Origin of the sequence: Mesorhizobium sp. M0904 (genome assembly GCF_040319475.1) — a bacterium.
In the GTDB taxonomy this organism is placed as follows: domain Bacteria; phylum Pseudomonadota; class Alphaproteobacteria; order Rhizobiales; family Rhizobiaceae; genus Mesorhizobium.
In genome coordinates, this window is the sequence record NZ_JAMYOC010000006.1 from 143354 (window position 1) to 165565 (window position 22212).

Consider the following 22212-nt stretch of genomic DNA (forward strand, 5'->3'; position numbering starts at 1 on the left):
ATGCTGACCGCTGGTTAGCATCCCGGGATGAAGGAAGCCAGTGTCGGCGTGGAGGCAGCCGCGCGAGGTGCCGAGCGGGGCCTACTCGGTCTTGAAGCGTGCCACCGACATGAACTTGACGGCTTTGCCGGTGAACCGGTTGGCGTCGGCCATCTCGTTGCCCGGCTGGAAGCCTACCGTATAGACCTCGCTCGGCGCCGTACGGACGAAGTCGTAGGCGTAGCGCGGCGCCGTTGTCGCATCTGAGACGGTTGCTACATACTCACCGCTGTGCAGCGCCCAACGGGCGGCCTGCGGCGCGGCGGCGACCACCACCGGCTTGGGGCCGGGTTTCAGGTCGCGGGCGGTTGCCCTGGGTTCCTTGCGTGTGGTCTTCACGCCTGCACCGATGACGGCAGCCGGATCGGAGCCGGCCGGGCGGGCAACGATGGCCTCGCGCGGCGATGCCCCGTCGTTCGAGGCCCGGTCGTCGCTAGCCGGTTCCTCGAACACCGATGCTTGCTCGGAAAGCGACGCGACCTTGTATTCGTCGGTCGCGCTGACCCTTTCCAGAACGGCCTTGACCTCGTCGGGCTGGGAAGTGTCGGGCCGCGCCGACGGCAATACCGAGAATGCGTCGGTGGCGGTGTTGCTCCGCTCTGCCGCACTCGCCAGCGCCAGCAACACTTGCTTGTCCTGCGGCGCAAGACCCGCCGGCGACAGATCGGCCGGCAGCGAATGATCGGGCCGCCAGCTCGGCACGGGAATGTTGTTTGCCGCGACCTGCACCGGGCCGGCAGCGGCAGACGGGTCTGCTATGCCGAACGGAACACTTGCCGGCGCCACGCTTGCCGGCGCTTGCGCGGTCGCCACCGCCTGTTCAGTCGATCCAGCCGCATCCGCCACGCCGAACGGAACGTTTTCCGGCGGCTGAGCGCCGACGTCGGTCTTCGGACGCGGAGCAAAATCCGGCAGCGGAATGCTGCGCGCCGGCAATGCCGCGATGATCGTCTCCGGCGTGTCGTTCTCCGGTTCAGGCGCCGGAGCATCGGCGACGTCCGGAATCTCGGCGCGCTTGGCATCCTGAGGCGCCACGATGGCAATACCAGGCAGGTTGCTGCTCTTGGCGGACGGCGCCGGCTTCACGTTACGGGGCTTTGGTGCCGGCTCGGCCATCGCCACATCGGCGCTGTCGTCCGCCTCGTCGTCGCCACCGCCGAACAAGGCTGCCAGGAACCCGTGGGATTTTTTGCCGCCGCTTGCGCTGGCCAGTTCAATGGCCGGCGCGCCGGCGCCCTTGCGGGCTTTGTAGGAGGCGAGCGCCTGTTGATAACCAGGCAGCGGCTTGCCGTCGCTCGGCACATGCAGCGTCTTGCCGTTGGGGAACACGCGCGCCAGTTCCTGGCGGCTGATGCCGGGCCAGTGGCGCACATTGCCGACATCCATATGCACGAAGGGCGAGCCGGAGCTGGGATAGTAGCCGACGCCGCCGCCCTGCATCCTGAGGCCGATATCTCGCAGCTTCTTCAATGGGACACCGGGAATGTAGAAATCCATAGCCCTGCCGAGCATGTGCTGGCTCTTCTCGGCGACGCCCCTGCTGCGGCTGCGCAGCATCGAATTCGTGGCCGGCGAACGATAGCCGCAGACGACCTGGATGTAATCGGTGGCGCCGCTCTCCCGGTACGCTTCCCAGACTAGGTCCAGCAGACGCGGATCCATCTTGGTCGGCTCGTTGCGACGCCAGTCGCGCAGGATGATGTTGATCTTTCGCAACCCCGCCTGATCGTAGCGGCCGTTGCGCTTGTAGACGATCTCCGCCTTTTCATGCGTGTGGAGATGATAGAGCTTCAGCGAACGTGTCTCGGCGCGGGCGCCGGTTGCCGCTGCTGCAAGGAACCCGACAGCAACAATCACCGCTGCCAGCCATCTCGGCCAGACGCTCATGTGATAATGCCGCCCGTTTTCGTGTCGTTCGATTCTGTTCAAATCAAAAGGCCTTGCAGGCTGCCGTTTTGTCCCCGGATTTGACCAAACGGATGCGTGGTGTGTGCATCCGAATATCGATCCTAATGGTTAATCATCGCTTATTGAAGCCGAAATGCGGTAACACGGTGGCGATATCCCGCCAAAAATATTGCGCAGGATATCTTGGTAAACCGCTGGTTTAGATCATGTTTTGGCGCCAGCTCGAAACACGATCTGTTACCGTCCGCCTTAATACGTGAACACAGCGGCGAATACCTCGTTTCGAGGCGTGCTTGCTTCGAATGGATGTCCGGATGAGAACCGGCTTGGCCCTGTGACTCAGGAAGCAAGCCGTTCAACGCGGCCGGTTTCCGGGTCGATGCCGTATTCCTTGAGCTTGCGGTAGAGCGTCGACCGGCCGATGCCGAGGCGGCGGGCGACTTCGCTCATCTGGCCGTTATAGTGATCGATGGCGAGCTTGATCATTTCGAGTTCGACGTCGGCCAGCGCACGCACATTGCCGCGCTCGTCGAGCGCCCGCAGCGTGCCGAAACGAGGCTTGGCTGGTGCATCGGCGTCGGCGGCTGCGATGCCGCCAGCGGCCGATATGTTGTCGCGCGGCTGGCTGCCCGAAGCCACTCCGGAAACTGGCCACCCTGGAGTTGGCCCCCCTGAAGCTGGCCACCCTGGAGCTGGCAAGGCGATACCCGAATCGAGATTGACCGTGCCCTCGACTTGCGCCCGGATCTGCGGGAATTCTTCTTCGGTCAGCATGTCGCCGTCGGCAAGCACCGAAGCCCGGAAGACGGCATTTTCGAGCTGCCTTATGTTGCCCGGCCAGTCATAGGCCTGCAGCATGGCAAGCGCCGCAGCCGAGATGCCCCGCAGGCGGTGGCGCGGATCGGCGGGCGCCACCTTCTCCATGAAGTGCTCGACCAGATAGGGGATGTCGTCGCGACGGTCGCGCAATGGCGGCACGACGATCGGGTAGACGTTCAACCGATAGAACAGATCCTCGCGGAACTTGCCGTCCTTGACCTGCTGCAGCAGGTTGCGATGGGTTGCCGAGATCAGCCTGATGTCGACCCGGATGGTCGAACGCCCGCCGACCGGATCGACCTCGCCGTCCTGCACGGCGCGCAACAGCTTGACCTGCACGTCGAGCGGCAGGTCGCCGATTTCGTCAAGGAACAGCGTGCCGGTGTGCGCTTCGACGAACTTGCCGGTATGTTTTTCGGTGGCGCCGGTGAACGAGCCCTTCTCGTGCCCGAACAGGATCGATTCGACCAGATTGTCGGGGATGGCGCCGCAATTGACGGTGACGAAGGGTTTCGAGCGGCGGTCGCCGCTGCCCTGGACGGCGCGCGCCACCAGTTCCTTGCCGACGCCGGATTCACCTTCGATCAGGATCGGAATGTTGGACGCCGCCGCCTTGCGGCCGAGCCGGATCACCCGATCCATCGCCGGACTGTGGGTGATCATGTCCTTGAATGTCAGATGGCCGCCACGCTGTCGTGACGAGCGCTTCACTTCGCCTTCGAGCGCTTCGACCTTGAGGGCGTTGCCGATCGACGCCTGCAGCCTGTCGGGGGAGGCCGGCTTGACGACGAAGTCGAAGGCGCCGTGACGCATTGCCGAAACGACGGTTTCGATGCCGCCCTGCGCGGTCTGCACGATGACGGGAATGTGGATGCCACGCTCGCGCATCGCCTTCAGCACGCCGATGCCGTCGAGCCCGGGCATCATAAGGTCGAGGATGACCACCGACACGTCGCGCGCATTGGGTCCGTCGACAAACTCGAGACCCGCCTCGCCGCCATCGGCGACGATCGCGGTGTGGCCGAATTTCGTCACCGCCGCCTCGAGAAGCCTGCGCTGCACGGGATCGTCATCGACTATGAGTATGGAAGCTGCCATGACTGATCCGACCGTGCCCGCCCGAGAATGCGCCCTATGGATCATCTTGGCACAGGGTTCTAAATAAGCTTTCAAAAAACCCGGTGAATGAATTCCTTAGGATTTGACCGGCTTCTCGTTTCCTCGAATTTTTGTGTCTGGAAGGATCGGCAATGCGCATGGTTTTTGCTCGAAAGCTGGCGGCGGCGCCCGGTCAGGGCGTGGCGCAGCTTGGCGACCTGCCGGAATGGAATCTGGCCGATCTCTATTCGGGCATGGAAGCGCCCGAGTTGAAGCGCGACATCGCCAAGGCCGCCGCCGATGCCATCGCCTTCGAGAGCCGTTGGAAAGGCACGCTCGCCGCCGAGGCCGGGCGTGGCAGCGCCGGCAGGCTGGGCGAGGCGCTTCAGGCCTATGAAGCGCTGGAGGAGCTGATCGGCCGCATCGTCTCCTATGCCGGGCTTGTCTATGCCGGCAACACGTCGGATCCGCAGCGCGCCAAGCTCTATGGCGACATCCAGGAAAAGATGACCGATGCCAGCGCGCACCTGCTGTTTTTCGCGCTCGAGCTGAACCTCATCGACGATGGCGCGATCGAAAACGCACTCGCCGCCGATCCGGCCTTCGCCCATTACCGGCCCTGGGTGCTCGATCTGCGCAAGGACAAGCCCTATCAGCTCGAAGACCGCATCGAGCAGCTCTTCCATGAAAAATCGATCACCGGGCGCGGGGCCTGGAACCGCCTGTTCGACGAGACGATGACCGATTTGCGCTTCGACGTCGACGGCGAGGAGCTGACGCTGGAGCCGGCGCTCAATCGCCTGCAGGACGCAGACAGCGAGGTGCGCCGCCGGGCGTCCGAGGCGTTGGCCACGACCTTCCGCAAGAATTTGCGCGTCTTTACGCTGGTCACCAACACGCTGGCCAAGGACAAGGAGATTTCTGACCGCTGGCGCGGCTTCGAGGACATTGCCGATTCCCGCCACCTCGCCAACCGCGTCGAACGCAGCGTGGTGGATGCACTCGCCGCGGCGGTTCGCGACGCCTATCCGCGCCTGTCGCATCGCTATTACGCGATGAAGGCGCGCTGGCTCGGCATGGAGGTGATGAACCACTGGGACCGCAATGCGCCATTGCCCGAGACCCCACAGGCGGTCATCGGCTGGGACGAGGCCAAGAACACCGTGCTTTCCGCCTACCAGCGCTTTTCGCCCGACATGGCGGAGATCGCCAGAACTTTCTTCGACCGCAACTGGATCGATGCACCGGTGAGACCCGGCAAGTCGCCTGGCGCCTTCGCGCATCCGACCGTGCCTTCGGCGCATCCCTATGTGCTGCTCAACTACATGGGCAAGCCGCGCGACGTGATGACGCTGGCGCACGAGCTCGGCCACGGCGTGCACCAGGTGCTGGCCGGCGGCCAAGGCGCCTTGATGGCGTCGACGCCGCTGACGCTGGCCGAAACCGCATCGGTGTTCGGCGAGATGCTGACCTTCCGCTCGCTGCTCGAGCAGACCACCGACAAGCGCGAACGCAAGGCCATGCTCGCCCAGAAGGTCGAGGACATGATCAACACGGTCGTGCGCCAGATCGCCTTCTACGAGTTCGAGCGCAAAGTGCATGCCGAGCGCAGGAGCGGCGAACTGACCTCCGACAAGCTCGGCCAGTTCTGGTTGGAAGTGCAGGCGGAAAGCCTCGGGCCGGCGATCAAGCTGCGCGAAGGGTACGAGATTTTCTGGACCTATATCCCGCACTTCATCCACTCGCCTTTCTACGTCTATGCCTACGCATTCGGCGATTGCCTGGTGAACTCGCTCTACGCGGTCTACCAGAACGCCGAGCGCGGCTTTCAGGAGAAATATTTTGCCATGCTGCGCGCCGGCGGCACCAAGCATCATTCCGAGCTTCTAGCGCCGTTCGGCCTCGACGCGGCCGACCCTGCCTTCTGGCAGATCGGGCTTGGCGTGATCAGCGGACTGATCGACGAGCTGGAAGCACTGGACAATTGATGCGCAAGACTGGGTGATGCGCAACACCGGATGACCGGCTTTCCAGAACAGTTTAGCAGCAATGCATATTGGCGATGGTTCTATTCTTGTCTTGGTTATTTGTTCTTAAATAACTTTCCATGGAAGTTTTCCGTTAGATTCCCGTAAGCTGTATGATAGCGTCCGCCCTCAAGCTCAGCCGGGCACGAATGGATCCGTCGGAAAATCCCGACCGGCCATGGCGTGTCGGCGGATGCGACAACGGTTGTTGGCTAGGGGCAAACCGGTCGCCGACAGCTCGATCGAAGCCGGCTGTTCTGCAAATTGCGGAACCACCATCGAATGGTCCTTCGCCGAGGTCATGGCTCTACAGGCCAGGGCGGACGGATCGGACTGGAGAGAGAGAAAGACAATGGGCACTTTTTTCTACATGCTCCTGGCGTTCCTGGTAGGTGTGTTGGTTGGCTGGTTCATTTGGGGACGCCTGCGTGGCGAACTCGACAGTTTGCGCGGCGATCTAGACCGCACGCGCAGCGAACGCGACAGATTGCGCGCCGATAGCGACCGTCTGACCGGTGAGTTGGATGCATGCGGCCGCGCCCGCGCCGATCTCGAACGCCGGCTGGGCGAGGCGAAAACCACCCAGGCGCCAACCGCGAAGGCGGCAACAGCCAAGGCGCCAGCCGCCAAGACCGGCGCGACCAAAGCCGCGATGCAGGCGCCGTCAACGCTGATGTCGACATCCGCACCGGCCAAACCGGCGCCGAAGAAATCTGCAACGGCCAAAGCCGCGGCTGCGCCGCGCGCAACTGCCGCTAAACCGGCAACGCCGAAACCGGCCGCATCGAAAGCGACCACCGCGCCCAAGACTGTGCCAGTGGCAAGCAAGGCTGCGCCGGCAAGCAAGACCGCGCCAGCGGCAAAGAAAGCCGCGACCGGCAAGGCAACAGCCGCGGCAGCAGGCAACGCCAACGATCTGCGTCGCCTGATCGGCATCGGCCCGACCAACGAGCGGCTGCTCAAAGGGCTTGGGGTCACGACCTATGCCCAGATCGCCGCCTGGACACCCGACGATGTCAAGCGGATCGAGGCGACGTTGAATTTCGACGGCCGTATCGAACGTGAACGCTGGATCGAGCAGGCGAAACTGCTTGCCGCCGGCGACGAAAAGGAATTTGCGCGCCGCTTCCCGACCGCGGGAGAAGCAAGCAACACCTGATCCATCGCAGGCTGCATCTGGAACAAGGCGGCGCCCTCTGGCGCCGCTTTTGTTTTTGCCGCCGCGCCTTTGCGTCTTGAGACGCCGTTCCCTCGATTGCGCACGGTCGAGCCCCCATATAGATCGATCGCTGGTGACCGCAGCATCCGAGCCTTATGTCCCTGCCCCTGCCCTTTGCAATTTTCCGGAACGACGAGACCGCGCGTCAGCTCGTTTTCGACCGGCCGGCCGAGATAATCGCAGCGCATGGCGAGGCGGACTTTTTGCCGGCCCTGGAAGCAGCGCAGGCAGCACATGACGGCGGCAAATGGCTGGCCGGCTATTTCTCCTACGAGGCCGGTTACCTGCTCGAACCCAAGCTCGTTCCGCTGCTGCCGGCCGGCCGCCGCGCCCCGCTTTTCTGCGTCGGCGTGTTCGACGCGCCAGTCGAAGAGACGATCGCGCCAGGCGATCTGCCCGCTAGCAACGGCCCAATCTTCGACGCCAAGGCAGCCTGGTCTTCGGACGACTACGCCAAACGCTTTGCCAGGCTGCATGACCATATCCGCAAGGGCGACTGCTACCAGGGCAATCTGACCTTTCCGGTCCACGCACAATGGTCGGGCGATCCACTGGTCGCCTTCAACGCGCTAACCGAACGCCAGCCGGTGAAGTATGGGGCGCTGGTCGCCCTCGGCGATCCGATCGTCTTGTCGCGTTCACCCGAACTGTTCTTCGAGGTGGACGCGGAAGGCATGATCGAGACGCATCCGATGAAGGGCACCGCGCCGCGTGGCGCAACAAAAGCCGAGGACGATCGCCTGAAAGCATTCTTGCGCAACGACGAGAAGAACCAGGCCGAGAACCGGATGATTGTCGATCTCCTGCGCAACGACATCTCACTGATCAGCGAGGTTGGCACGCTCGACGTGCCGGAGCTTTTCCGCATCGAGAGCTACCCGACCGTCCACCAGATGGTGAGCCGCGTGCGGGCGAAACTCTTGCCCGGCCTCACCATCCGCCAGATTTTCGCCGCGCTGTTCCCCTGCGGCTCGATTACCGGCGCACCGAAGATCCGCGCCATGGAGATCCTGCGCGAGCTGGAAGGTGGTCCGCGCGATATCTACTGCGGCGCCATAGGCTGGATCGCGCCCGGCGGCCGGATGCGCTTTTCGGTGGCGATCCGCACCATCTCGCTCTTTGCCAATGGCGAGGCGGTCTACAATGTCGGCGGTGGCGTCGTCTTCGATTCGACAGCCGAAGAGGAGTACCAGGAGTGTCTGCTGAAAGCCCGTTTCGCGACGGGAACACTGCCGATTTCGAACTGATCGAAACAATGCGCTGGGAACCCGGCTCGGGTTTCCTCCGTTTAGACCGCCATCTCGCGCGGCTCTACGGCTCGGCAAACGAACTCGGCTTCGCCTGCGATCCGCAACGGGTCGGCGGAGCGCTGATGAATGCGGTCGGCCGCCAGCACATCGCGTTGCGCACCCGCCTCGTCCTGTCGCGCAATGGCGAAGCAGCGGTTTCGGTGCAGCCCTACGAGCCGCTCGCCGCAGGCAAGGTCTGGACCCTGCAGCTGGCACGGGTGCGGCTTGATTCGAGCGACACGCTGCTGCGTCACAAGACCAGCCGCCGACAAACTTATACGCGCGCCCGCGCCGAATATCTGGCCGGCCGGGCCGACGAGGTGCTGCTCGCCAATGAGCGCGGCGAAATCTGCGAGGGCACGATCACCAACGTCTTTGCCGATTTCGGCGACGGCGTGCTTGCCACGCCGCGGCTCGATTGCGGCCTGCTGCCTGGCGTCCTGCGCGGCGAACTGCTGGATCAAGGCCGCGCCGGTGAAGCGGTCTACACGTGGAACGAACTGAAATCGGCCAAGGCGCTGTTCGTCGGCAACTCGCTGCGCGGATTGATCCCGGCGCGGCTGGGCTGAAGCATCGGGAGACAACGATGTCCGTGGTTTCGCTGAACTACAAGGTGCCGCTGACCGAGATCGACCGCCTGCAGCAAGCGCATGTCGAGTGGCTGAAGGCCTGCTATGCGCAAGGTATCTTTGTCGCCTCCGGGCCAAAGCGGCCAAGGACCGGCGGCATCATCATCGCGCGCGGTCCACGCGAAGTGCTCGATGCCAGACTGGCGGACGATCCCTTCGCCAAGGCAGGTGCCGCCGACTACGAAATCACCGAATTCACGGCGAGAATGGCCGCCGCCGCACTGGAAGTCTACAAAGAAGCATGAGTTTCCGCCCACCGACCCACACACCCTATGACGGCTCGTCGAAACTGTTCACCATCGGGCTGAAGCCGCTCAATCTCGATAGCTGGATCGAGGTCGACGAATATCTGCTGCCCTATCTTGCCGAGAAACGCCGGCTTTACACGGAAATTCCCGACAAGGTTTTTGTTGAGGAGCAAGCAACGCGCGACGCCCAGCGCGAAGTGCTCGATCTGCTCGGTGTGCATCTGGCGGCGAACTTTCCTGTGACCCACAGGCGTACCGACAATGCGATCGAGGTGATCGACGGCATCGACAATCTCGAGGGTTCAGGCACCTCAGCTTCTTTCAGCGATGCGCCGCTTGTCGCGGCCTCGTTGCTCGTCCAGGAGGATTTGATCCTGATGCGCCGTGACGAGAGCGGCTGGCGTCTGGCGGCCGGCTCGCTCTGCTTCCCGTCGTCATGGTCGCTGATCGAAAAATTCGGCAAGCCGCTGCAGCAGATCCACGCGCCGGTACCGGGTTTCGGTCCAGGCACACGCCCGGCCGATCTCATCAACCGCATGTTCGATGGGCTCCAGGGCCAAGCCGTCGAGCGCTACAACTGGTCGATCCAGGCGGGCGACGCACTCTACCATCCGCTCTCCAACATCGAACGCATCGACCGCGCCAGCAATCGCCCGTCGAGATTCCCGGACGGCGACATCGACGCTCATGCTTTCATCCGCGTCGAGCGTCAGACGCTGAGAAAGCTCCCGGTCTCCGGCGACATACTCTTCACCATCCGCATTCATCTCGACCCGCTCGCCCTGCTGGAGCGCCACCGCGACCGCGCGGCGCTCGCAGCGTCCTTTGCCGAACAACTTCTGGCGCTGGACGAGGCACAGCTCGACTACAAGGGGATGACCGCCGACCGTGACCGGTTGGTCGAGCGGCTCGGGGCGCTGGCGCTGTCCTAGTACTACAGTTGCTAGAGCAGTTCGTCGTTTCACGGAAGCGCCGAACCGCTCTATCTCTTTGTCCTTGCTTGTTCTTGCGCAATTCCGGACGGAAAACCGTTTCACACTTTTCCTGGGATTCCCTAAATCGCAGCCACGCCCAGCAGCAGGATCGCGGACATCGCGGTAAAGACTGTGACGTTGACATCCCACCGCCAGCCCGCCGGTCCAAACGGCGGCCGGAACGGCAGATAGCCGTTCTCGTCATACAGCACGCCGCCGTAGATCGGCCGCGAGAGCATGGCCGCGAAGAATGCTCCATACATGGCCGCGGCCAATCCGCCCGCGAGATAGAGCCGCTCGGCTTCGAGTTGCCCCTTGATCCAGATGAGTCCGAGCGCAATCAGCGCCACTCCGGTATAGCTCAACACCTGCCAGACGACGTGAAACCGGGCGTGGGGAGTCCAGAGCGGGTTGGTGGCGTGGGTGGCGTTCAAGTCGGCTTTGATCATCACCACACCGTAGCCCACGGTCGCGACACTCAGCAGAATTCGAGCAAGCAGATGACTGTCGTAAGCGAGTTCCATCGCATTTTCCTCCCTTATGCAGGAACGACTTGAATGGCGCCCTGGGCACAGAAGAGCTGCCCATCGGCCAGCCGCGCATAATTATGAACGATCCCCTCCTCGTGGTCCTGCAACTGCACAATGAAGTTGCCGCTTTTCTCCGTCCAGCTCGCGAGCACGAGATTCTGGCGTACGCTGGTCAGGCCGACATTGACCACCTCGTCGATTTCGGTGGTCCCGATCGACGCCTGGATGTGCAATTCCTGCGCCGAGAGAAACGTCAGCCGCGGCACGAAGGGGCCGAAAACGCAGTCGAAAGTCTTGCCGACGAGCGAGGCTGGAAAAACATTGGTTTCTGCCATCATCCTCTCCTTGGGCATGGCCGCTGCGGCCACGCCATTTGACGATTCTCAATGTCTTAGTCGCAAACACTTCGAATATGTGCTCTTGGAGCGCTCCAAGAGACACGATCCACCTATTTCGGTTTGGAGTCAATAAAATTCTTGGAGCGCTCCAAAAAATGATCTACCTCAGGGAAAACGAGTGAATCGCCAATGCCCACCCTAGCCGATGTCGGCAAGGCTGCCGGAGTTTCCCGGGGGACTGTCTCCAACGTCTTCAACCGGCCGGAGCTGGTCAGGCCTGAATTGCGCGAGCGCGTCGAAGCGGCCGCGCGAGCGCTCGGGTTTGGCGGCCCCGATCCGAAAGGACGATTGCTGCGGGACGGCAAGTTCAATGCCATCGGGTTCATGCCGCCTGGCGCCTATGCCATCTCCGAAGTGATGAGAAGCCCATACGGCCGCGAGCTGGTGCTCGGCGTTTCGCTCGCCTGCGACGAGGCTGGAACGACGCTCAGCCTTGTAAACGGCACCGACAACACGCGCTTCGCCAGCATCCGCGATGCCCTGGTTGACGGCTTTATCCTTGGTCACAGCGCCGACATTGGTCTCATAGTTTCGGTCCAGAGACGCCGTCTGCCCTTCGTCATTCTCGAAAGCGACGCAGGTCCCGATATCAACTCGATAAAGATCGACGGCCGGAGCGGCGCGGTTGCTGCAGTCCGGCATTTGACCGGGCTGGGGCACCGGCATTTTGCCATCCTTTCGGTGCGCCGGACTCCCGGCCCGCCGATTGTCCACATGCCCGGACACGCAACGCGCCCGCTTCTGGCCGGCTTCCCGCTCGACGATGAAAGGCTCGACGGTTTCAAACAGGGTTTGGCGGAGGCGAATTTGTCAATCGATAATGTCCCGATCATCGAGACGATCCCAGGCGAGCCGTCTGCCGGAGCAGTGGTGTTCGACAGGGTGCCTGAAGCAACCGCGATCCTGACCATGTCGGACTGGCAGGCGATCACGATATTGGACGAGGCGGTTCGCCGCGGCATAGACGTGCCGGGCCACGTATCGGTCGTCGGCTTTGACGGCACCGCTGAATCCGCACGCACCACGCCTCCGATGACTACTGTCGCGCAAGACGTGATCGGAAAAGGCAGGCTTGCCGCCCGAATGGTTCTTGACAATGAAGCCCCCCGCCAGGTCGTTCTGCCGGTAGAACTGGTGGTTCGAGCCTCCACAGCCGCGCCGAGGGCAAAAATCCGCTGAAACGGGCGGACGTGCCATCCGCACCAAGGGGCGGCGCTCGCAGCGTCTTTTCGCTGAGCAGCGTCTGGCACTGAACGAGGCACAACTTGACTATAAGTGCCTGACAGCCGACCGTGACTGCCGGCGGTAGACAACTGTAACTTGTGGCTTGGGGAACAATGATCCAGCATCTTGGCAGGCCGGTCACGTTCGTGGCCGCGATCCTGGTACTGTCGACAGCAGCCGAGGCAGAGCCGGTGACTTATGCCGGCAAGCTTGGAAAGAGCGATATCGTCGTCGAATTCACCGACAACCCCGCGGCGCCCGGCAGCCCGCTGGCCGGCCGCTATTTCTACCGCTCGAAGGGCGTCGACATCCCGCTGCAGGCCCGGTCCCAAAAGGGCAGCAGGTTCGAACTGGCCGAGGAGGAGGCATGCGGCGCCGACAATTGCGATGACGGAAAGGCCGCGCCGATTGCCGCCGTGTGGCGCCTGGCCTCATCCAGTAACGGCAAGACCCTTGAAGGCAGTTGGAACGGAAAGAGGGCGCTGCCGCTCAGATTGGAGCGGGTCGCAAGTCGGCAGGTGACCGGGAACGAGCCCGGCAGCCCGCTCGATCTCTACGATTTCAGCTTCATGAAGTTCTTCGCCAATGACACGCCGATCACCATGGAGACGTCCCCGTATGACTATCTGCGGCTGAACACTCAGCTTGATAACGGCAAGACGACTGGCTGGCCGGACGCGACCTACCGCTATGTCGTCGACCCCCGCACTAAATTCGCCACGCCGCGCATTGTCGAACTGTCCGGCAACCTTCCGATCGAGGCCGCGAATGCTCTGCTGCAAGACAGGCACTGGCGCGCAAACATCGGCGCACTGGGCTGCGTGGCGGCGCAATATGCCGGTTTCAACGAAGGCGGGCCGATTGACGGCGTGAACGACGGCACGCTCGGAGGCTATGCGGACAGCACATTCGAAGTGAGCTCGCTGACGCCGCTGCTGATGAGCTGGCGGGAGTCCGGCAGCATCTTCTGCGGCGGAGCGCATCCGACCAACTATTCGGACGCCTACATCATGGATGTGCGGCGCGGCGTCCTGCTTGGCCTTCAGGACATTTTCTCGGATACGGTGGATGGCAAGCCCGGTCCTTCCCTCGTCTCCTTGGTCAAGCAGCGGCGCAAGAAACCGACCGATCAGACCGATATTGATCACGAAGCCGAATGCGGTATGGACGATCTCATCGGCGAATATTTGGCGGTCAGCCTCTGGCGTGAGGGCGACAAGCAGGTTCTGGTGTTCGGGCTCCAGACCCTACCGCATGCCATCCAGGCCTGCGCCGACGATCTGCTGGAACTGCCGGTCTCCGAGGCACATGCCCTCTTCAAGCCTGAATTCGCAAGACAGGTCGAGCCGTAGCCGGGATGGCGCGGCGTGAGGCCGGCCGTCCGCTTTTCGCTTTATTGTGACAATGATCTATGGTTTGTCGCGCCGCGGCCAAGCCGCTGTTCCGAAGCGTTTTTTGAGGGAGTAATCGATAAATGGCGAATGAAAACTGGCCCGTTTACGGTGAGATCACCGGCCCTGTCGTGATGATCGGCTTCGGCTCGATCGGACGGGGAACGCTGCCGCTGATCGAGCGCCATTTCAAATTCGACAAGTCGCGCATGACCGTCATCGACCCGCGCGACGGCGACCGCAAATTGCTCGACGAGCGCGGCATCACTTTCATGCAGGATGCAGTGACCAAGAAGAACTACAAGAAGCTGCTGACGCCGCTTTTGACCAATGGCGGCGGCCAGGGCTTCTGTGTCAACCTGTCGGTCGACACTTCCTCGCTCGAGTTGATGAAGCTCTGCCGCAAGCTTGGCGTCCTCTACATCGACACGGTGGTCGAGCCCTGGCTCGGCTTTTATTTCGACGAAAAGGCCGACAACGCCTCACGCACCAATTATGCGCTGCGCGAAACGGTGCGTACCGAAATCGCGAAGAACCCGGGCGGGACCACGGCGATCTCATGCTGCGGCGCCAATCCCGGCATGGTCTCGTGGTTCGTCAAGCAGGCACTGGTCAACCTCGCCACAGATCTTGGCCTCGACTTCGCGGAACCCGCGCAGCACGATCGCGAAGGCTGGGCCAAGCTGATGAAGAAGGCCGGCGTCAAGGGCATCCATATCGCCGAGCGCGACACCCAGCGCACCAAGAAACCCAAGCCGATGAACGTGTTCTGGAACACCTGGTCGGTCGAAGGCTTCATTTCGGAAGGCCTGCAGCCGGGCGAGCTCGGTTGGGGCACGCACGAGGCGTGGATGCCGAAGAACGCCAAAAAGCACAAGAACGGCTCGAAGGCCGCTATCTTTCTGGAGCAGCCCGGCGCCAACACGCGCGTGCGCACATGGTGCCCGACGGCCGGTCCGCAATACGGCTTCCTGGTGACGCATAATGAGGCGATTTCGATTGCCGATTTCTTCACCTTGCATGGCAAGAAGGGCAAGGTGCAGTACCGGCCGACCTGCCATTACGCCTATCATCCCTGCAACGACGCCGTGCTGTCGCTGCACGAGATGTTCGGTGCCGCCGGCAAGGCTCAGCCCGTGCATCACGTGCTCGACGAAAACGAATTGGTCGATGGCATCGACGAACTCGGCGTGCTGCTCTACGGCCACGCCAAGAACGCCTACTGGTACGGCTCGCAGCTCTCGCTGGCCGAGGCGCGCAAGCTGGCGCCCTATCAGAACGCCACCGGCATGCAGGTCACGTCGGCGGTGCTGGCGGGCATGGTCTGGGCGCTGGAAAATCCGGAGGCCGGCATCGTCGAAGCCGACGAAATGGATTACAAGCGCTGCCTCGACGTGCAGAACCCCTATCTCGGGCCGGTCAGGAGCTATTATACGGACTGGACACCGCTCGACAATCGGCCTGGTCTGTTTCCCGAGGACCTCGACACCAAAGACCCGTGGCAATTCCGCAACATCCTCGTTCGATAGCAGCGTTGCCTCGACACTCCGCCAGCTTGCAATCGCCCGGAAATCGGGCGATTGAAGAGGGGCGGCCTAGAGCGACGTGCGTCCATTTGGACGCACAAAGTACGCTCTAGCACTTTGAATGTGCGCATCGTGCTTTCCGAAAATCGGATCGATTTTCGAGCCGATGCGAGAGGAGAGGATCTTGATGATGACGATTGCGCAAAGACTGCTTTCGGCTGGCATTGCCGCGGCCGCTGCCGTCACGTTGGCGGCCTGCACCACCACCGGCCCGGGCGAGCCACCGATGATCACCGCCAAAGGGGTCGAAGGCTCCTGGATCGACGCGCAGGGCACCGGCTTATCCACCTTCAAGGGCGGCAGCTTCGCGACCCTCGCCACCGACACCGGTCAGAAGCTTGCCGATGGCAGCTACACCATGACCGGCGGCACCTCGGTCGAGATCCATGGCACGTCGCTGATCCGCCAGACGCCGATCAGCTTCAACTGCTTGATGGTCTCCACCAGCCAGCTCAATTGCACCAGCGCGAGCGGACAGAATTTTGTGCTGACCAGGCGCACCTGAAGTTCGATTCCGAATTGACTTTGCACAAGGCGGCGGCTTCAAGCCGCCGTTTTCTTGCGCCGGCAAAGCTGATGCCGATTTCCGCTTGCATCGACTGAAACGCGATGTGAACATGGCCCGAGAGGGCTGTTACATCCAAGTCAAACAAGAGCGTTAAACGCGTCTGCGCATGACCCCGAAAATCGGAGTCGATTTTCGGAAAGGATCATGCGCAAAATAAAAATGGTACAGCGTCCTTTGCGCGTCCCAAATGACGCGCGGCGCTGTACTCGAGTCATCCGGGAGACGAGAATGAAGAAGATCGCTGCCATCGCCGCGCTGTCGGCATCGGCACTTGGCCTGTCGGCAGGGGTATCCTTTGCCGACTACACGCTGAACATCCTGCACATCAACGACTGGCACAGCCGCATCGAGAGCAACAACAAGTACGAATCGACCTGCTCGGCCGAGGAAGAGACCAAGGGTGAATGCGTCGGCGGCGCCGCCCGCCTCGTCACAGCGATCGCGCAGGAGCGCAAGAAGCTGGAAGGCCAGAACGTGCTGCTGCTCAGCGCTGGCGACAATTTCCAGGGCTCGCTCTTCTACACGACGTACAAGGGCAAGACAGAAGGCGAATTCCTCAACCAGATGAAGTTCGATGCCGAGGCTCTCGGCAATCATGAGTTCGACGATGGCGAGTCGGCGCTGGCGCCGTTTCTCGACATGATCCAGTTTCCGGTGCTCGGCGCCAACGTGAAGGCCAATGCGCAATCCAAGCTCGGCGACCGCGTCAAGCCATCGATCGTGGTCGAGGTCGGCGGCCAGAAGATCGGCATCGTCGGCGCGGTCACTAACGACACGCCGGAGCTTGCCTCGCCTGGCCCGAACATCGCCATCGAAGACGACGTCAAGTCGATCACCGCCGAGGTCGAGAAACTGAAGGGAGAGGGCGTCAACAAAATCATCGCGGTCACCCATATCGGCTACAAGCGCGAGCGCGACGTGATCGCCAAGATCCCGGGCGTCGACGTGGTGGTCGGCGGCCACAGCCATTCGCTGCTCTCCAACACCGACCCCAAGGCGGAAGGCCCTTATCCGACGATGGTCGACAATCCGGACGGCTACAAAGTGCCGGTCGTACAGGCGGCGTCCTATTCGAAATATCTCGGCGAGCTCAAGGTCGTGTTCGACGACAACGGCGTCGTAAAAGAGGCCAGCGGCGATCCCATCCATCTCGACAAATCGATCACGCCCGACCCCGCCGTGCTTGCCCGCATCAAGGAACTCGGCGCGCCGATCGAGGCTCTGAAGAACAAGGAAGTCGCCGAGACCACCAAGGCGATCGACGGCAGCCGGGAAAACTGCCGCGCCCGCGAATGCGAGATGGGCAATCTGGTCTCCGACGCCGTCCTCGACCGGGTCAAGGGCCAGGGTGTCGAGATCGTCATCTCGAATGGCGGCGGCTTGCGCGCCTCGATCGACCAGGGCACCGTCACCATGGGTGAGATTCTCACCGTTCTGCCGTTTCAGAACACGCTGGCGACCTTCCAGATCTCCGGCAAGGATCTGGTTGCCGGCCTCGAAAGCGGCCTCAGCCAGGTCGAGGACGGCGCCGGGCGCTTCCCGCAGGTTGCCGGCCTGAAATATGCGTTCGACAGATCGGCGCCGCCTAACGGACGCGTCAAATCGGTCGAGGTCATGGAAGGCGGCGTCTGGACGCCGATCAAGCCGGACAAGGATTACCTGGTCGCCACCAACAACTATGTCCGCCAGGGCGGCGACGGCTACAAGGTGTTCGCCGAGAAGGCCAAGAACGCTTATGATTACGGCCCGGGGCTGGAACAAGTCGTCGCCGATTACCTCGGCGCGCACCGGCCCTATACGCCCAAGCTCGACGGCCGCATCACCGAGATCGCCGCGACCGTGGCTCCGGCCGCGGAACCGGCCAAGCCTGCCGAACCGCCAAAACCTGCTGAGGCTGCGCCGGTAAAGCCTGCTGAACCGGCAATGCCCGAAATGCCGGCCGGCTCAGGCGACATTTCCAAGACGCCGCCGGCCGTCCCGGCGGAAACCGCGCCGGCGGCACCCGCCGAGCCGGCCCAGCCGGCGGCACCTGCGGCTCCCGTCACACCGGCTCCGGCGACCCCTGCTCCGGCCAAGCCCGCCGAGACAGCGCCTGCTCCGAGTCAGCCGGCCCCAAGTGAACCGGCGCCAACCGAGCCGGCAAAACCTGCCGAGCCGGCTGAGCCGGCACCGGCCGAAAGCAGCCATGTAATCGTCGCCGGCGATACCTATTGGGATCTCGCGGTGAAGGCCTATGGCGACGGCACCAAATGGAAAATGATCTCCGATGCCAACAAAGCCTACGAGCCACGCCGGCTGCCGGTCGGCGCAACTTTGACGATCCCGGCGGCGTCGAAGTAATCCGGCCGCAGGACCGCAAAGCACCCGCCCGGCAGACCGGGCGGGTGTTGCATTTCTGGGATAAGGTGCGGCCAGACGCAGCATTTGAAAACCGGCGCGGCATCGCTACTTTCGCCGCGGCACCGTTGGTTCGCGGTGTTGGAGAACCTCATGACGCTTGCCAACCCTGCTGAAATCAAAGCCGAGAAGACCGCCGCCTCGCCGTCGGCAGGGCGCCATCCGGTCAGGACCGGCAAGGTCGGTGTCATGCTGATCAATCTCGGCACCCCCGACGGCACCGGCTTCAAGCCGATGTGGCGCTACCTCCGGGAGTTCCTGTCCGATCCACGCGTCATCGAGCTAAACAACGCGATCTGGTATCCGATCCTCTACGGCCTGGTCCTCACCACGCGGCCGAGGAAGTCGGGCGCCAACTATGCCAGGATATGGAACCGGGAGCGCAACGAGTCGCCGCTGCGCACCTACACCCGCGCCCAGGCCGAGAAGCTCGGGCTCGCGCTCGACGACCTACCCAATGTCGTTGTCGACTGGGCGATGCGCTACGGCAACCCTTCGACCGCGAGCGTGGCCGAGAGGCTGGTCGAGCAAGGCTGCGACCGCATCCTGTCTTTCCCGCTCTATCCGCAATATTCGGCGACGACGACTGCGACTGCCAACGACCAGCTGTTTCGCGCGCTGATGAAGATGCGCCGCGCCCCGGCCATTCGCAGCGTGCCGCCCTATTACAACGAGCCGGCCTATATTGAGGCGCTCGCCCGTTCGATCGAAAAGCATCTGGCGAACCTCGACTTCGAACCGGAAATTGTCATCGCTTCCTATCACGGCATTCCGAAACCCTATTCCGACAAGGGCGATCCCTACCAAGCCCATTGCCTCGAGACGACGCGGCTGCTGCGCGAAAAGCTCGGCTGGGATGAAAACAAGCTGATCACCACCTTTCAGTCGCGCTTCGGCGCGCAGGAATGGCTGCAGCCCTACACCGACAAGACGGTCGAAAGACTAGGGCGCGAAGGCGTGAAATCGATCGCCATCGTCAACCCCGGCTTTTCCGTCGACTGCATCGAGACGCTGGACGAGATCGGCAGGGAAGCGGCCGAGACCTTCCATCATGCCGGCGGCGAAAAGTTCGCACACATCCCTTGCCTCAACGACAGTACCGAGGGCATGGCGGTGATCGAGGCAATGGTGCGGCGCGAGCTGTCCGGCTGGGCCTGAACAGATCACCCGTCTATTCACCGGCAATCCATGATCACCTGATTGTAACGTTGCTGAAACACACTTAAGTGTTTGATCAAGCCGGCCGCGTGGAACTGTCCGGCGTGGCCGGCCTTTGAGGGGAGAGCCAAATGGGTTTCAGTGGTTTCGATATCGCGCTTCTTGTTCTTGTCGCCCTTGTCGTGCTGGTGCTTTTCAAAGGCATCCGGACAATTCCGCAAGGCTATGATTATACCGTCGAACGCTTCGGCCGTTACACCAAGACATTGAGCCCGGGCCTCAACCTCATCATGCCCTTCGTCGATCGTATCGGCGCCAAGATGAACATGATGGAGCAGGTGCTCGACGTCCCGACGCAGGAGATCATCACGCGCGACAACGCCACCGTTGCCGTCGACGGCGTCGCCTTTTATCAGGTGCTCAACGCGGCGCAGGCCGCCTACCAGGTCGCCGGCCTGCAGAACGCTATCCTCAATTTGACGATGACCAACATCCGCACCGTCATGGGCTCGATGGACCTCGACGAGCTGTTGTCGAACCGCGACGCCATCAACGAGCGCCTCCTGCGCGTCGTCGACGAGGCGGCGCATCCCTGGGGCATCAAGATCACCCGTGTCGAGATCAAGGACATCAACCCGCCGGCCAATCTCGTCGAATCGATGGGCCGCCAGATGATGGCCGAGCGCAATAAGCGCGCCCAGATCCTCGCCGCCGAGGGCCTCAAGCAGTCGCAGATTCTGGAGGCCGAGGGGCGCAAGGAAGCCGCCTTCCGCGACGCCGAGGCGCGCGAGCGATCGGCCGAGGCTGAAGCACGCGCCACGCAGGTGGTGTCGGAGGCGATTTCCAAGGGTGACGTGCAGGCGCTCAACTACTTCGTCGCGCTGAAATACACGGAAGCGCTGACCAGGATCGGCTCCGCGACAAACAGTAAACTCGTGCTGATGCCGATAGAGGCTTCCTCACTGATCGGCACGCTTGGCGGCATTGGCGAAATCGCCAGGGAAGTTTTCAAGGGCGAAGGCACCGCCGGTCCAGCACGACAGGCCCGCCCGCCCGTGGTTCGTCCCAGCGAGACCTGAGGCCATGTTCGACCGCATTGTTTCCGAACTCGGCCCGTGGAGCTGGATGGTCCTCGGCCTCATCCTGCTGGTGATGGAGGTCATCGCGCCCGGCATTTTCATGCTGTGGATCGGCATTGCCGCGCTGTTGATCGGCGTCGTCTCGCTGCTCATCTGGGACGCCGGTTTCTGGACCTGGCAGGTCCAGGTCGTCGCCTTCCTCGTGCTGTCGCTGGTCTCGGCTTATGTCGGCAAGCGGCTGGTGGGCGGACGCCACGATGAGACCGACCAGCCCCTGCTCAACCGCCGCGGCGCACAGATGGTCGGCCGGACGGCGACCCTTGCCGAGCCGATCAAGGACGGGCGCGGCCGCATCAAGCTGGGCGACACCTTGTGGCGTGTCTCCGGCCCCGACCTCCCGGCCGGCACGCAGGTGCGCGTGACGGGTGCCGCTGATACCGATCTGGAACTGACGGTCGAGGCGGTCTAGAAAACTCGCCAGACTAGGCAGCACCGATACGCAGCAGGTCGTGCAGATGGACGAGCCCGATCGGCCGCCTGCCTTCGACCACCATCAGGCTGGTAATGGCCGAGTCGTTGATCGTCTGCAGCGCCGTCGCCACCAGCGTGTCGGGCGCGGCCATTTTTGGCTCTCTGGTCATCACCTGATCGACGCTCATGGCCAAGAGATCGCTGCCGATATGGCGCCTGATGTCACCATCGGTGATGATGCCGATCAGCTTGCCGTCCGCGGCAGTGACCGCCACGCAGCCAAACCCCTTGCGCGACAATTCGAGGATTGCCTCGCGCATGCCGGTGCCGGACGACACCAGCGGCAGCCTGTCGCCGACATGCATGATCTCGCGGATCTGCGTCAGGTTGGCTCCGAGCTGGCCGCCGGGATGGAACGTGCGGAAATGGTCCGGAGTGAAGCCGCGTGCCTCGAGCAGCGCGATGGCCAGCGCATCGCCCATCACCATTTGCAGCAGTGTCGAGGTCGTGGGCGCAAGGCCGTGCGGGCAGGCTTCCGGAGCTCGCGGCAGCAGAAGCACCACGTCGGCCGCACGCGCCAGCGCGGATTTTTCGCCCGCGGTGACCGCGACCAGCGGGATCGAGAAGCGCCTCGAATAGGCGATGATGCCCTTGAGCTCGAGGCTTTCCCCCGACCACGAAAGGGCGATGATGGCGTCGTTCCTGGCGATCATACCGAGGTCGCCGTGATTGGCTTCGGCAGGGTGAACGAAGAAGGCCGGCGTGCCGGTCGAGGCGAGCGTTGCGGCAATCTTCGAGCCGATATGGCCGCTTTTGCCGACCCCGGTGACGATGACGCGGCCATCGATCTGCGACACCATGTCGACGGCCCGTGCGAACGGCTCGGCCAGCCCGTTTTCGAGCGCGTCGGCCAATGCCGCGACGCCGGCCTGCTCTGTCGCCACCGTTCTCAGCGCCGAAGCAATCGCGGCCTGCCCGTCGAGCCGCTTCCTGTCTGGGGATTTCACGTCCATGGACGATGCGATTAGCGCTTCGGCACGCGCCTGTCCAACGGAATTGCCGCTCCGAACACCCTGACGGGCCATCCCTCAACGCTCCGTTAACCATCCCCATTTACGGTTTCGTAAGTATGGCGCGCGTGCGCCGCCCAAGCAGTGGTG

19 protein-coding genes are annotated in these 22212 nt (G+C 62.8%); 14 read left to right on the forward strand and 5 right to left on the reverse strand.

The annotated features are described in order from the left end of the window. Window positions 1-81: 81 nt before the first annotated feature. Window positions 82-1926 carry a peptidoglycan L,D-endopeptidase MepK gene (gene mepK / locus NKH80_RS08770; RefSeq protein ID WP_352990966.1) on the reverse strand — a complete coding sequence of 615 codons (1845 nt, stop codon included), beginning with the start codon at window positions 1924-1926 and terminating at the stop codon, window positions 82-84. Window positions 1927-2286: 360 nt separating this feature from the next. Continuing rightward, on the reverse strand, window positions 2287-3864 hold the full coding sequence (locus tag NKH80_RS08775; RefSeq protein WP_352832445.1) for a sigma-54-dependent transcriptional regulator: 1578 nt from the start codon (window positions 3862-3864) through the stop codon (window positions 2287-2289). Between the two features lie 152 nt (window positions 3865-4016). Between NKH80_RS08775 and NKH80_RS08780 the strand changes: the two genes are divergently transcribed. The 6 genes from NKH80_RS08780 (at window position 4017) to NKH80_RS08805 (ending at window position 10208) form a co-directional block, all read left to right on the forward strand. Beyond that, the gene (locus NKH80_RS08780; protein ID WP_352742847.1) at window positions 4017-5852 is read left to right on the forward strand and encodes a M3 family oligoendopeptidase; all 1836 of its coding nucleotides are present in this window, start codon (window positions 4017-4019) and stop codon (window positions 5850-5852) included. A gap of 391 nt (window positions 5853-6243) precedes the next feature. Beyond that, a complete protein-coding gene (locus NKH80_RS08785; RefSeq protein WP_352742849.1) occupies window positions 6244-7050 on the forward strand; it encodes a helix-hairpin-helix domain-containing protein in 807 nt (268 codons plus the stop codon). Between the two features lie 155 nt (window positions 7051-7205). Then, window positions 7206-8357 carry an aminodeoxychorismate synthase component I gene (locus NKH80_RS08790; protein WP_352990969.1) on the forward strand — a complete coding sequence of 384 codons (1152 nt, stop codon included), beginning with the start codon at window positions 7206-7208 and terminating at the stop codon, window positions 8355-8357. Further along, window positions 8306-8968 (forward strand): aminotransferase class IV family protein, encoded by a 663-nt coding sequence (locus NKH80_RS08795; protein ID WP_352990971.1) that lies wholly within the window; start codon window positions 8306-8308, stop codon window positions 8966-8968. The genes NKH80_RS08790 and NKH80_RS08795 overlap by 52 nt, the downstream gene beginning before the upstream one ends. Window positions 8969-8985: 17 nt before the next feature. Continuing rightward, entirely contained in the window at window positions 8986-9273 is a 288-nt protein-coding gene (locus NKH80_RS08800) for a YciI family protein (protein WP_352990973.1), read from the forward strand. Further along, window positions 9270-10208, forward strand: coding sequence for a heme-dependent oxidative N-demethylase family protein (locus tag NKH80_RS08805; protein ID WP_352990976.1), 939 nt, complete (start codon window positions 9270-9272; stop codon window positions 10206-10208). Before NKH80_RS08800 ends, NKH80_RS08805 begins: the two co-directional genes overlap by 4 nt. A 122-nt stretch (window positions 10209-10330) precedes the next feature. Here NKH80_RS08805 and NKH80_RS08810 read toward each other — a convergent pair whose 3' ends face one another. Beyond that, complete coding sequence (locus NKH80_RS08810) at window positions 10331-10774, reverse strand: hypothetical protein (protein ID WP_352688043.1); 444 nt, start codon at window positions 10772-10774, stop codon at window positions 10331-10333. Window positions 10775-10788: 14 nt separating this feature from the next. After that, window positions 10789-11118 carry a MoaF-related domain-containing protein gene (locus tag NKH80_RS08815; protein ID WP_352688041.1) on the reverse strand — a complete coding sequence of 110 codons (330 nt, stop codon included), beginning with the start codon at window positions 11116-11118 and terminating at the stop codon, window positions 10789-10791. Window positions 11119-11307: 189 nt separating this feature from the next. Between NKH80_RS08815 and NKH80_RS08820 the strand changes: the two genes are divergently transcribed. From NKH80_RS08820 to NKH80_RS08855, 8 genes are all read left to right on the forward strand, one after another. Beyond that, on the forward strand, window positions 11308-12357 hold the full coding sequence (locus tag NKH80_RS08820; RefSeq protein WP_352990978.1) for a LacI family DNA-binding transcriptional regulator: 1050 nt from the start codon (window positions 11308-11310) through the stop codon (window positions 12355-12357). A 158-nt stretch (window positions 12358-12515) separates the two neighbouring features. After that, window positions 12516-13754, forward strand: coding sequence for a hypothetical protein (locus NKH80_RS08825; protein WP_352990981.1), 1239 nt, complete (start codon window positions 12516-12518; stop codon window positions 13752-13754). Between the two features lie 122 nt (window positions 13755-13876). Beyond that, complete coding sequence (locus NKH80_RS08830) at window positions 13877-15322, forward strand: homospermidine synthase (RefSeq protein WP_352990984.1); 1446 nt, start codon at window positions 13877-13879, stop codon at window positions 15320-15322. A 187-nt stretch (window positions 15323-15509) separates the two neighbouring features. Beyond that, the gene (omp10, locus tag NKH80_RS08835) at window positions 15510-15884 is read left to right on the forward strand and encodes an outer membrane lipoprotein Omp10 (protein WP_352991107.1); all 375 of its coding nucleotides are present in this window, start codon (window positions 15510-15512) and stop codon (window positions 15882-15884) included. A 291-nt stretch (window positions 15885-16175) separates the two neighbouring features. Beyond that, window positions 16176-18287: a 5'-nucleotidase C-terminal domain-containing protein gene (locus tag NKH80_RS08840; protein ID WP_352990987.1), complete on the forward strand. Its 2112-nt coding sequence runs from the start codon at window positions 16176-16178 to the stop codon at window positions 18285-18287. A gap of 150 nt (window positions 18288-18437) precedes the next feature. Beyond that, window positions 18438-19502 (forward strand): ferrochelatase, encoded by a 1065-nt coding sequence (gene hemH / locus NKH80_RS08845; protein ID WP_352990990.1) that lies wholly within the window; start codon window positions 18438-18440, stop codon window positions 19500-19502. A 131-nt stretch (window positions 19503-19633) separates the two neighbouring features. Next, entirely contained in the window at window positions 19634-20581 is a 948-nt protein-coding gene (locus tag NKH80_RS08850) for an SPFH domain-containing protein (protein WP_352990993.1), read from the forward strand. A 4-nt stretch (window positions 20582-20585) separates the two neighbouring features. Then, window positions 20586-21050: an NfeD family protein gene (locus tag NKH80_RS08855; protein ID WP_254816927.1), complete on the forward strand. Its 465-nt coding sequence runs from the start codon at window positions 20586-20588 to the stop codon at window positions 21048-21050. Window positions 21051-21063: 13 nt separating this feature from the next. Here the strand turns inward: NKH80_RS08855 and NKH80_RS08860 are convergent, their stop codons facing one another. Beyond that, window positions 21064-22065: a KpsF/GutQ family sugar-phosphate isomerase gene (locus NKH80_RS08860; protein ID WP_352991110.1), complete on the reverse strand. Its 1002-nt coding sequence runs from the start codon at window positions 22063-22065 to the stop codon at window positions 21064-21066. Between the last annotated feature and the right edge of the window lie 147 nt (window positions 22066-22212).